10 protein-coding genes are annotated in these 12,281 nt (G+C 62.0%); 6 read left to right on the forward strand and 4 right to left on the reverse strand.

What is annotated here, in order from left to right; all coding sequences use genetic code 11:
• The first annotated feature begins 151 nt into the window (after positions 1–151).
• From GON09_RS26015 to GON09_RS26025, 3 genes are all read left to right on the forward strand, one after another.
• Complete coding sequence (locus GON09_RS26015; protein ID WP_213934877.1) at positions 152–436, forward strand: YciI family protein; 285 nt, start codon at positions 152–154, stop codon at positions 434–436.
• 392 nt (positions 437–828) lie between these two features.
• The gene (locus GON09_RS26020; RefSeq protein ID WP_024102268.1) at positions 829–1,734 is read left to right on the forward strand and encodes an alpha/beta hydrolase; all 906 of its coding nucleotides are present in this window, start codon (positions 829–831) and stop codon (positions 1,732–1,734) included.
• A 165-nt stretch (positions 1,735–1,899) separates the two neighbouring features.
• Entirely contained in the window at positions 1,900–2,700 is an 801-nt protein-coding gene (locus GON09_RS26025; RefSeq protein ID WP_213934878.1) for a crotonase/enoyl-CoA hydratase family protein, read from the forward strand.
• A 428-nt stretch (positions 2,701–3,128) separates the two neighbouring features.
• Here the strand turns inward: GON09_RS26025 and GON09_RS26030 are convergent, their stop codons facing one another.
• Positions 3,129–4,061 carry an alpha/beta hydrolase gene (locus GON09_RS26030; RefSeq protein ID WP_213934879.1) on the reverse strand — a complete coding sequence of 311 codons (933 nt, stop codon included), beginning with the start codon at positions 4,059–4,061 and terminating at the stop codon, positions 3,129–3,131.
• A 432-nt stretch (positions 4,062–4,493) separates the two neighbouring features.
• Between GON09_RS26030 and GON09_RS26035 the strand changes: the two genes are divergently transcribed.
• The 3 genes from GON09_RS26035 (at position 4,494) to GON09_RS26045 (ending at position 6,931) form a co-directional block, all read left to right on the forward strand.
• On the forward strand, positions 4,494–4,790 hold the full coding sequence (locus tag GON09_RS26035) for a Dabb family protein (RefSeq protein ID WP_213934880.1): 297 nt from the start codon (positions 4,494–4,496) through the stop codon (positions 4,788–4,790).
• 130 nt (positions 4,791–4,920) lie between these two features.
• The gene (gene nudC / locus GON09_RS26040; protein WP_307854549.1) at positions 4,921–5,790 is read left to right on the forward strand and encodes an NAD(+) diphosphatase; all 870 of its coding nucleotides are present in this window, start codon (positions 4,921–4,923) and stop codon (positions 5,788–5,790) included.
• Positions 5,791–6,757: 967 nt separating this feature from the next.
• Positions 6,758–6,931 (forward strand): hypothetical protein, encoded by a 174-nt coding sequence (locus tag GON09_RS26045; protein WP_213934882.1) that lies wholly within the window; start codon positions 6,758–6,760, stop codon positions 6,929–6,931.
• 414 nt (positions 6,932–7,345) lie between these two features.
• Here GON09_RS26045 and GON09_RS26050 read toward each other — a convergent pair whose 3' ends face one another.
• From GON09_RS26050 to GON09_RS28905, 3 genes are all read right to left on the reverse strand, one after another.
• A complete protein-coding gene (locus GON09_RS26050; protein ID WP_213934883.1) occupies positions 7,346–8,992 on the reverse strand; it encodes a flavin-containing monooxygenase in 1,647 nt (548 codons plus the stop codon).
• Positions 8,993–9,201: 209 nt separating this feature from the next.
• Entirely contained in the window at positions 9,202–10,347 is a 1,146-nt protein-coding gene (locus GON09_RS26055) for an acyl-CoA dehydrogenase family protein (protein ID WP_213934884.1), read from the reverse strand.
• A gap of 144 nt (positions 10,348–10,491) precedes the next feature.
• A complete protein-coding gene (locus tag GON09_RS28905) occupies positions 10,492–12,201 on the reverse strand; it encodes a sigma-54-dependent Fis family transcriptional regulator (RefSeq protein ID WP_213934885.1) in 1,710 nt (569 codons plus the stop codon).
• Positions 12,202–12,281: the final 80 nt, after the last annotated feature.

Consider the following 12,281-nt stretch of genomic DNA (forward strand, 5'->3'; position numbering starts at 1 on the left):
GTTCTCTCCGTTCTATATTCGCCGTCGTTCACCAACAGGTGTTGCAAAATAGGACACTGGTGACCTCATCCCTGCTTCTAGCGTTCTAAAGTGCGCATTCTCCTGAATATCCGCACCGTTTCACATCCCGTATCCCACTCAAGGAGTGACCATGGCCCTGTTCGCTGTTATCTGGTCGTACACCACTGACGCATCCGTCAAAGAGGCTGCTCATGCCGACCACCTGGTCTTCGTCAAGGACGCGGCCGCCAAAGGCGTGCTGCAGGAAGCGGGCGCCTGGGCCGACGGGGCCGGCGCGTTGCTCGTGTTTAAGGCGGACAGCGAAGCAGACCTGCAGGCCCTGCTCGCCACGGACCCCTATGTCACGCAGGGTGTTGTCGTCGACCAGAGCATCTACCAGTGGAAGCCCGTCATCGGACCCCTCGTAGGGATCTGAGGACGACCCGGCTGCTCCACCTCGATGGAAAGAAGTTGCAGCATCTCTACATTGAGTTGCAATCAGCACTCTCCCAGTAGCGTCGGCACAAACGACCCACACAACTTGCATCTGTGCGTTCGCATAGTGAGCGACGGATGCGAAAAGTTCGATCAACGACATCGCGGAACCATCACATCACCGCCTCGACGGCGCAAGCCTCGACGCCGAACCGATGTGGCGATCGATGAGTACCGACATTTCGACAATCCAAGGCAATCGTTGACCTTCCCTAGCGGCCTTTTCTGATCAGCCGACTGGGTGGGGTGACACCGTGCGTACGCGATACACCAGCTTCACGCCTTCCTGATCAGTCAATCTCCTTCTCGACCGGTGATGAAAGTGAGCAACACATGTCCGTGAGCAAAGAATCGCTGTTCCTCAACGACCTGTACTCGTCCTGGCTTCGACGGTCCGAAGGTATGGATCTCGCAGGTCAGCGAGACATGTTCGAAGAATGGCATCTTCCCACCATCGAACCCACCGATGTCACGTATGAAGAAGTGACAGCCAACGGTGTGCCGGCAACATGGGCCAAGCCGCTGGGCGCCGCCGAAGACCGGGTGATCGTCTTCACGCACGGCGGCGGATTCGTGACAGGTTCACGCTTTTCCCATCGCAAGCTTGCCGCACACCTCGCCAAGCTGGCAGGAGTTCACGCACTCGTGGTGGACTACCGACTCGCGCCGGAGGCAAAGCATCCAGCACAGCTCGAAGACTGCATTGCCGTGCACAAGTGGCTCCGTACGCAGGGCTACAAGGCAGAACATACGGCGACGGTCGGCGACTCGGCAGGCGCACATCTCGCCATCTCGACAGTGTTCGAACTTGCGGGTATGGCACTTCCCATTCCGGCCGCCGTTGTCGCTCTTTCGCCGTGGCTCGATATGGAGATCAAGGGGTTGACGATCGAATCGAACGACGCAGTCGACGTCCTGGCCAAGAGGGCAGTCCTCGAGATGATGCGGGAGAATTTCCTGACCGACCTCTCGGAAGCGACGGACCCGCGGGCAAACCCCCTGCTCAGGGACTACACAGACTTCCCTCCCGTCTATGTATCGGTCGGCGGCTATGAGACTCTGCTCGACGACTCGCGCCGGGTCGTCGAGTTGATCGAAAAGGCAGGGAGCGAAGCCGTGCTCGACGTGGTCGACGAACAGCAGCATGTCTTCCACTTCAACGCGGGACGAGCACCCGAGGCGGATCAGGCACTGAACCGGATCGCCCAGTGGCTACGGCCGAAGTTGGGGCTCGCCTGAACACCGCATGTAGGGCGTGCAACTGAAAGCAAAGCGCGCCGACGAAAGAGGACGTGTCTCGGCGGCGGTCTGCTTCGACCAGACCGCCGCCGAGTCCGTTCGCATGCCAGTCAGCAGTGCACTATCCGAACCATCGATTGCAGTGAAGATCGGGAAGACACATACATGGAAAATCCAGTTCTCGTAGAACGCGACGGATTCATCGAAACGTGGACGATCAATCGGCCGGCTGAACGTAACCCAGTCTCAGGGATGGATGTCGTCGACGCATTGGTCGCATGCGTGGATGCCGTCAACGCCGATTACGGGGTACGCGCTGTCATTGTCACCGGCGCGGGATCGACCTTCTCCGCCGGCGGCAACGTCAAGGACATGGCGAATCGCCGGGGACTGTTCGGCGGGAAGCCTCACGAACAACGCGATGGCTATCGCGCCGGGATACAACGGATCCCACGAGCGATGTACAACTGCGACGTACCTTTGATTGCAGCGGTGAACGGCCCTGCAATCGGTGCCGGGTGCGATCTTGCCCTCATGTGCGACCTCCGAATCGCCAGCGAAAAAGCGTTCTTTGCTGAGAGCTTCGTCAAGCTGGGCATCATCCCGGGTGACGGGGGTGCGTGGCTGTTGCCCAAGGCGGTCGGTATGGCGCGGGCGGCCGAGATGATTCTCACGGGTGACCGTGTCGACGCAACACAGGCTCTCGAGTGGGGATTGGTCTCGAACGTCGTTCCTCCCGATCAGCTGCTCGACGAAGCTCGTGCTCTCGCCAACAGGGTGGCCGCCAATCCTCCGCACTCGGTACGGATGGCCAAAAAACTCCTGCGTGAAGGGCAGCACCAGAGCCTCGACAGTCTCCTCGAACTGTCCGCTGCTCTGCAGGCGCTGGTTCAACAGACCACCGATCACACGAGAGCAGTCAACGCCCTCATGGAGAAGCGCACTGCCGCATTCACCGGCGAGTGACGATGCCTCACGTAGCAAGCTCCTCGATCAGCGGTGCGGACACGTGGACGTTCGGCAAGACAATCGCATCAACAGGAACGATGTCGTGAAGTTCGACGAGTCCTCTTCGATCGAGCACTGGTCTACTGACTGTTACCTCAGTGCCAGGGGCAGGACGAGGAGCATGTTGTTCACCCGCCCGAGTTCGGACGTCTCGACCTCCCTGAGTTGCCCGAAGAGGAACCGGACGACCGTATTCGTGTCTCGTGCACATCCAGCGCTCGAAGATTGTGTGCCGGCGGGCCCGCCACTTCGAGGAGCCCGCCGCTGGACCAGGCATGGGCTCCACGAGGACCTGAGTGCAACACGCCGGCGGGCACGCGCTGAGCGAGCAACGGGCGGCTGTGCTCGTAGCACATGACTGCGGCACAGCCACCGGTTACTCGTACTCAGCGAGCGAACTGTATGCCGAGGAATTCGACAACCGCGCTGTGCAATTCAGCGCTGCGCGGAACTGCACCGGTCATCCAGTACACGCCATGGACAAGACCGCTATACAGTTCGACCTGGACCGGGACACCCTGTTCGGTCAGCATCCGCCCGTAGTTCAGGCATTCGTCGCGGGTGACCTCGTACTCGTTGACCAACATCAGCGTGGGAGGAAGCCCCGCCAAACTCTTCGCCTTGGCCGGCGAGGCGTACGGGTTCTCGGCGTCTTCCAGTGTGGCCAGGTACTGCTCCCAGAACCAGCCGATTGCTGCCGCGGTGATCAGGTATCCCTCGGCATTCTCCTCCCATGACGGGAAGCGTGCCGTGCCGTCGATAACCGGATAGACCAACACCTGAGCGCATAGGGCCGGTGAGCCGGTATCACGTGCCCGAAGTGCGGTGACGGCGGCGAGATTGCCACCGGCACTGTCGCCCATGATGGCGACACGCGTCGCATCACCACCGAAGTCGGCGACGTTGTCGACTACCCAGTTCAAAGCAGCGAACGCGTCTTCGGGTGCGGCAGGGAACTTGTGTTCGGGGGCGAGCCGGTAACTCACGGCGGCCACGATGACTCGGGCGTCCGCGGCCAGCGCGCGACAAGGCTGCTCGGTAACGTCGAGGCTGCCCGCAACCCACCCGCCGCCGTGGATGTACACCACAACCGGCAGGGGCGCATCGGACTCCGGAATGTACAGACGCACGGCCTGGTCGCCATCCGGTCCGGGGTAGACCGTGTCGACGACACGAGCAAGATCCGCTTTCGGCGCCTGCAGTCCGCTGAAGGATTCGATGACCTCACGGACTTCAGCGACACTCATCTGCTCGAACGACTTCAGTCCCTGCTCGTTCAAGGTGTCTATCAACTGCTCGACTACAGGATCGAGTGCCATGGTGATCTCCTTGATGTGATAGGCGGACTTGGTCAATCGCCGATTCGGTGGAGTCACACTACGAGGAGGTCAGAGCGGACGAGTGTCCGAAAACAACACAACTGTCCGTCTGTCCCGGTTCTCGTAGATGTGTGTTGCACAATCGGACACACCGAAGGTCCATCACTGTTCTACCGTCACCCAAGTGACCCACAGACGGCCAGAATCTCACCATCACCGTTCGATGACGCGCCCGGCACCGCGAGGGACCCACCGGAGAACGGGTTCAACCTCGAGGTGCTCTCGAGAAATGGGTTCCTCTGTACGTCCGCGGGCTGCGGGGAGGAATTTTCGGTCGCCGCACGTCATGGTGAGGACACATCAGCGGCTCTGAAAAACGTGCCGCCCACTTCGGGTGTCGAGCTCGAATTATGCTTCCAGAGAGGAATTATCATGTTGCATCACGTCGTAACATTCATATGGAAGAAGGACATCACCGACGAGCAGGTCGAATCGTTCCACAAGGCTCTTGACGCGATATCGGCGAGCATTCCCCAGGTCGTCGAGTTTCGTTACGGAAGGGACCTCGCCCTCAAGCCCGGGATCGGCGACTATGCAATATCTGCGATTTTCGAAGACGTCCCCGCCTTTCGCGCATATCTGGCCCATCCCGATCATGTGCGCCTCGTTGAAGAATTTATCTCGGCGATGTCCGAATCGTACTCGTCGATCCAGTTCGAGTTTGCCTGACGACAGTGCCGGCCGCACGCTCACGAACGAAATGCCGGTCGACATGGTCGCTCGTTGCGGAAGGTTGTGATCAGTGGTGAACGCTGACGGTGTCGGGGGTGCCCTTCCTGGCGATGCCTTGAGTCGCCCTGTGGCGCTACGTGACGATGCGACCGCGCAGACTAGGGCATGGCCGGATGCGCGGCTGCTTCGCGTGAACGGTGCCGGTCAGGTTCGCATCATCGATGGACAACTGCTCCTCGAGTCGGCTGCCGACTATTGTTCCCAACCTCCGACACACGCGGTCTTGTTGGGAGTTGTTGGTACAGTGCATCAATGGGCTATACGGGACGAGTTTCTCACGGATGCCCCCATGGAGAGCGCGGGCATCGAGTTCGGCGACCTGCGGTCACACGGAGCGTTTCTCGATGCTGTTGATGCCGAACGGTATCTCACCGCGCAAGCCCTGCTGATGTGGCAGGACGAGTCCCACTTCTGCGCCAAGGACGGGGCGCCGATGACGATCACCTCGGGCGGTTGGACGCGTGTGTGCACTGCGTGCGGCCGGGAGGAGTACCCGCGGACCGATCCTGCGATCATTTGTCTGGTACATGACGGGGCGGACCGCGTGCTGTTGGCGCGACACGCGGCGTGGCCGGCGCGGAACTTCTCGACGCTGGCGGGATTCGTCGAGGCCGGTGAGTCGCTCGAAAGCTGCGTGGCGCGGGAGGTTGCGGAAGAGGTCGGTCTCGTTGTCTCCGACGTGGCCTACGTCGGAAGTCAACCATGGCCGTTTCCGCGTTCGCTCATGCTCGGCTTCCATGCCATCGCCGATCCTCGCGAAGCGCTCATCTTCAGTGATGGTGAGATCTGCGAGGCTGTATGGTGCTCCCGCGCGGAGGTGAAGGAGGCCCTCGCCGCCGGCGACTGGGCTAGTTCGGTCGATGCGCCCGTGTTGCTGCCGGGGAAGGTCTCGATCGCACGGCGCATGCTCGAGGCATGGGTGCGAACTGCTGGCTGAACGTCCGGATTGATCGCCGCCGTCCTGTCATCGGCCAGCGTGGCTTCGAAGGGATCGGCCTTTGTCGGGGTTCCGGGCCCGGCTCGGGGGGGACCTCCATGTGGCTGCCATCGTGATGTAAGGGTCGCTTGTGGACGACGATCCGGAGTCGCATGGCGAAAGGGCACGCGCTGCGACAGTCCTGATCTGCATCGTGCGCCCTTTTCCTCGGGTGTGTCGGTGCTGAGCCCTGTCAGCCGCCGCTGACATACTCCCATCGGCGACGATTGGCCGCTCACCCAAGGGGAGGTGATGCAGCTCAGCGGACGATAGGCGAATACTTGTGTTGTAGAACGCAATTGAGTACTATATTTGCGTCGACAGTATCGTGGTTGCCGGCTGGCGCGGCCCACCTGTCGGCGGTTCGTCCCACGAGCATCCACCGCGGGCAACATGGTCGCCCCGCGGTGTGCATGCAGTGGAGGCGAGGCGGCGTGCCTCCATCTCCGGGCACGGGCAGATCCCGATATCCCCCCTGCGTTCGGGCTGCCGGGTTCCCGCTTCGGCGATCGACCGATAGTCGAAGCGGGGCCTTCCGTCCACTTGTCGATGCCGCCTTGTCGGCGACCTTCGCTCGATCCCCGACACGTAAGCGCGGCTTGGGGCTCAGGGCTCGGAGGACCGGTGGTGTTCGTGGGCGGATCGTCGGGCGCCGGGATCCCGTGAGCCAGGGCTACGGGTGTTTCGATCTTCCCGCGATATCGACGGAACATCTTCGCTGCGATTTGCCATAGAAGCCGATGATGCGGGCTCTGCTCTGTCCGCCGCCCTGACGGTGTTACCGACCCGGCGACCAGCAGATCATGTATACGACTGCCCACTCGATGTCCCGGCGCCGGCCGGGCACCGCCGACGGGTGGGCCGGTTGTCTTCGGCCCTGGGAAATCGCAAGTCCCGGTGGCATCGGTCGCTGCCGCGACCATCACTGATGGCCGACACGATCGACCGGATCAGCCGGATATACCGCGACGACGGTGCCCACTTCGCGGCGGAGGAAGTTGACGACCTCGCCGGGATGCGTGCCGAACACCGCAAGGCTGCGCCCACCATCCGGTGCACCGGCACGAGAAGAGGGCAGCGGCTCCGTAGCGGGTGTGTGTGAGGCGCGTGCCCCACGAAGCTCTGACAGCAGATGAAGGCCCACCTCTGCCTCCACATCAGGCCGGTCCCGTCGTTCCGTCACAGCGCCTTCTTGCACGTCAGGGTCGTGGCAACACCCTTCCAGGTCCGTCATCGGTTCGGTTTGAACCAGAACTCTGGACAGTCGCAGATCCCGCTTGGGCGATCCACGTCGTGTTCGTGCGCTGCCGTTTGATTCGTCTCGCGTACATCGCGACCGCATCACCGATGCTCGCGCCCGCCTCGCCTATGGCGAAACCTGCTCGAAGACAATGCTCTCTCAGTTCCATCACTGCCCCATCGACGCAGTCGATGTCCATCGGGATCAGGGCAGCGAGCCCCGTCGAATGGATGCTTGGGCTACTGGGGACCCAGTAGCCCAAACGCATCCGTCTCGTCAGTCGGTCCCGTAGGTGTCGTAACCGTTGGCCTTGATTTCTTCCCAACGCGCAAAGTACTGAGGGACTCCCCCTGAGTAGTTGAGCATCTGCGCCGGCTTACCGGGCACGTTTGCACCCCAGTACCAGGAACGTGCCTTCGTGAACATCGAGTTCACGAAAAGCTCGTCGACGTGTGCGCGCCACTGCTTCTCGGACTCTTCGGTGTTCTCGAACCGTGTCGCCCCTTTCTCGCGCAGGTACTCGAGGAACTCGACGACGATTTCACCTTGGTACTCGGCAGATGTCGGGCCGTTGCAGAACCCGGACGGGCTCTGAGGTCCGTACAGGAACATCATGTTCGGGAATCCGCGGGTTGACAGGCCCAGGCACGTGTCGACACCGGACTTCCACTTGTCCTGAATCTTCAGGCCGTCGACGCCGGTGATATCGATGGCCATGATCCCACCACGGTTGTTGTCGAACCCTGTTGCCAGTACGAGGAGGTCGCATTCGATGACACCGTCGTCGGTTTCGACACCATGGGGCAGCACCCGCCGAATCGGCGTGACGTTGGAGTCGATGACATCGACGTTGTCCTGATTGATGACATCGAAGTAGTCCTGTTCGAGGGAGGGACGCTTGACGCCGTAGGGATGCGGAGGCGTCTCCGGTGCGACGATTGCCGCTTTCTTGGGGTCGGTGACCCGCTCGAGGACCTTGCCACGCCAGAAGTCGTAGAACGTGCGGTTGGCCTCCTCATCTACAAGGATGTCCTGGAAGTTTCCGAGCCACAGCTCGAAACCACCTTCTGCCCACATCTTCTCGTAGATCGCGTCGCGCTCTTCCTTACTCAGGTCGGTGGCGTTCTGCGGAATGAAATCGAAGTCGAAGCCGGCAAACGCCTTGTAGCGCTTAGCAAACCGCTCGGGCAGTCCCTTCCGGAAGTGATCGTTGTCGTCATGGGTGAGTTTGCGTTGTTGCATCGGAAGTGCCAGATTCGGGGTGCGTTGGAACACGGTGACGTGTTCGGCGACATGACCTGCCTCCTGGACGACCTGTACACCGCTGGCGCCGGTACCGATGACGACAACTTTGCGGCCACTCATATCCACGCCCTCTTGAGGCCAGCGCGCAGTGTGGTAGCACTCACCGGCGAAGGAATCGAGCCCTTCGAGATTCGGATACAGCGGCTTGGCGCCGAATCCTGTGGCAACAATGACCTGCCGTGCCTTCTGGGTCTTGCCGTCGGCGGACCGTACGGTCCACTGGCGGGTCTCCTCGTCCCACGTGCATGCTTCGGCGAAAGTGTCGAACACGACGTCGCGGGTGAGGTCGAGCTGTGAGTCGACGTAGTTGAAGTACTCACGGACCCCCTGGTGGCCCGGATACAGTTCGGTGAAGTCGTACTTCTTCCACAGGTCCTTGTAGGAGAACTGGTAGATCTGTCCGGTGCTGTCGGTACGGGCTCCGGGATAGCAGTTCCACCACCAGATTCCGCCCAGTCCACCCGCGGCGTCCCAGACTTTGACGGTGAAACCGAGATCGCGCAGTCGGTCCAATGCGTACAGGCCGGAGAATCCTCCCCCGATGATCAGAACATCGAGTACGTCATTGTTAGAGTGTGAGCCGCTGCGGGTCGCTGTGGCGACCTGGGATTCGGTCATGTGGTCCTCCTGGAGATTTCCCGGGACGGGTGTTTCCGCCCGGACATCTACGACGGTAGAAGCGAACATGTGATGTGAAGTGTCCGAAATCGAGTCAAGACAATCCGATACGACACATGTATTGATAAGCAGCACAAACTAATTCGCTTACCGTTCGACATTCGAACCTGCTGCACTCACGACAGAACGATCGGTACTCGACTCCGAGATCAGAAACCCAGATCGCGACCGATCAGTTCTTTCATGATTTCGTTCGATCCCGCCCAGATCTTCGTGACCCGGGCATCCCGCCAGGCTCGTGCCACTCGGTACTCGTTCATGTAGCCGTATCCCCCGTGCAGTTGCACGCAATGATCGAGGATCCGGTTCTGGATCTCTGCAGTCCACCATTTCGCCTTGGCTGCATCGGTTGGTGTCAACGTCCCCTTCGAGTGGGCTTCGATGCAGCGGTCGACGTATGCCTGTGTGACGTCGATCTGTGTCACCAGTTCGGCAAGCAAGAACTTGTTGTGCTGAAACGTTCCGATTGACTGCCCGAATGCTTTTCGTTCTCGGCAGTAGTCGATCGTCTCGAGCAGAATCTGCGCAGCGTGCGCGAGATTGGCTATGGCGCATCCGAGGCGTTCCTGGGGCAGGAACGACATCATGTGGATGAATCCTCGATCGAGTTCGCCGATCACGTCGTCATCGGTGACGCGCACCCGGTCGAGGAAGAGTTCAGCGGTGTCCGCTTCGTCCTGGCCGACCTTGTCGAGTTTTCGGCCACGCTCGAATCCGGGCAAGGAGGTGTCCACGCCGAAAAGGGTTATTCCCTTGGCCTTCTTCGATGGAGAGGTACGTGCAGGAATGATCACCAGGTCTGCCGAGTAGCCATTGGTGATGAATGTCTTGGCACCCGAGAGCAACCACCCGTTGCCGTCCCGTACTGCGGTGGTCTTCAGTGCGGCCAGATCCGATCCCCCACCGGGTTCGGTCATTCCGATGGCAGTGAGCACGTCACCGGAACACAGTCCTGGAAGCCACCTGGCCTTTTGTTCCTCGGTGGTCAGATGCACCAGATACGGCGCCACGACGTCACAGTGAATACTCACACTCGACGCCAACGCGGCGTTCATCTTGGCCAATTCCTCGATGAGGACCGCATTGAAGCGATAGTCACCTGCCTCGACACCTGAATATCGTTCGGGTACTTCGAGCCCCAACAGGTCGTGCTTGCCTGCGGCAAGCCAGAAATCTCGCGGCAATGCCCTGTCGGCACGAACGTCGGCGGCCAGGGGCTCGAACCATCGAGCGAGAAACTCGCAGACAGAGTGTCGGTAAGCCTTGTGATCATCACCGTACACCGTTCGCTTCATGATGGGTCATCCTTCGGATCGGGTGGACGTCACCATCCAGACGGACGGTGTGAGGAGGCAGGGATCGTGATTGCCTACCCCATCTCATCGTCTCGTGCGGCGCGCCGTGGGGGATGTCCCGTTATGCGACAGAGTGTTCCAGGGTCAGGAACCGAACTTTTCGTTTTCCAGGCCCAGTGCGCGGATCTTGCGGTAGAGGGTCGAGCGGGCCACGCCGAGCCGATGGGCGGCGAGGGATTTGTTGCCGTCGGACTCGTCGAGGGCGCGCACGATCGCTTCGCGTTCGGTGCGTTCGAGGGAGGTCAACCGGCGGCCGGCACCGAGGGTGCGGTAGTCGGCGGGCAGGTGTTCGAGTTTGATGTCGAAACCCATCGATCGTGCGGCGGCGGTGGTCAGCACCGAGGCCAGCTCACGCAGGTTGCCGGGCCAGTGATGGGCGATCACGGCGCGATGGGCCGCCGGTTGCAGTTGCGGAGTCGGGCGGTCGGGGAACTCGGCGGCGAGCAACTCACGCGCGAGATCGGTGAGATCTTCGATGCGCTGACGCAGCGGCGGGATGCACACGCTGCGCCGCACATGGGTCTGCACCTGATGACCAAGCTCGTCGGGGGTGCTCGAGGTGGCCGTGGCGATCAGCGGTGCACCCAGCTCGACGGCGGCGTCGAGCAACCGCCGGGTGGGGGCGAGAGCATCGTCGGGGACCTCGTCGAGGTGCTCGAGGATGCACGCGAAGCTGCCGGACAGACGCGCCCGCAGCTCGGCCACCTTTGAGGGGGTCAACGTCGACGCGTCCACGCTCGGGACCGGGGTGTGGTGGCCCCAGCGGTGCTGGATCTGACGGGCCAGGTGGGTTTTGCCGACACCGGACTCGCCGACGATCAGCACCGGCGCCACGGTGCCGACGATCTCGTCGACCCGGTCCTGGAGCCGGTGCGCGGCCAGGCTGCGGCCGGCGATACGCGCCGCCGGCGCCGCACCGGCGGGCGGGGCGGGGGCCAGGCGGGCGCGGGGGCGCGGCGGGGCCGGTGAGGCCAGCGGGCGCAGTTCGATGATCGCGCTGAGCGGATCGGTGGGCTCACCGACCCGGCGGGCATGGACCCGCACGTCGATCCCCTCGGCGAAGCGCAGCGGTCCTTCCCATTCGTCCTTGGCGGCCAGATGGGTGCTGATCCAGTCCCAGATCATCATCTGATCGGTCGAATCCATCAACCGTGACACCGTCGGGGTCGCGATCACCGTGTCCCGGCTCATCGCTACCACCGCGGCGTGGCCGCGGCGTTTGCTGCGCATGTATTCGCGCAGCAGGCTCTGCTCGCTGCGGGCGGACAGGGCGAACAGTCGTTCTTCGATGTCGCGTACCGCCGACAGGACCAGCGGTGCCATCAGCTCGTTGACATCGTCGACCTCGCAGGTGATGTCGACGATGCCGGTCACCGCACGCGAGACCGGGTCGACGATCGGTGAGCCGACACAGGCCAGCGGATGCAGCGACTCGAGCAGGTGCTCTTCCCCGCGGACCCGGAACGCTTTGCGTTCTTCGAGGGCGGTGCCGATCCCGTTGGTTCCGGCGCATTCCTCGGCGAAGATGAACCCCGGGGCGACCTGGGCACGGTCGAGACGACCGAGCAGCGACCGCTGCCCGGCCCGCCGGTCGACGATGGTCGCATCCTGGGAGGCGAGCAGGATCGTCACCGGCGCATCGGCGAGTTGATCGGCCAACCGATCCAGAACCGGCCGCGCCGCACGCACAAGCTTCGAGTCGGCGGGGGTATCGATGTAACGCAGACGAGAACCGTCCGAAGCCGCCCCGATGGCACGGCAGCGGCGCCAGGACTGCTCGATCTCCGGCCGCACTCGTGGCGAAGCATTGTCATACCTGTCGGAGTCATACCCGTCGGAATTGCGATCGTCTACGTGCATGCGAAGCCGCTCGG

This window comes from Rhodococcus sp. B50, assembly GCF_013602415.1.
In the GTDB taxonomy this organism is placed as follows: domain Bacteria; phylum Actinomycetota; class Actinomycetes; order Mycobacteriales; family Mycobacteriaceae; genus Rhodococcus.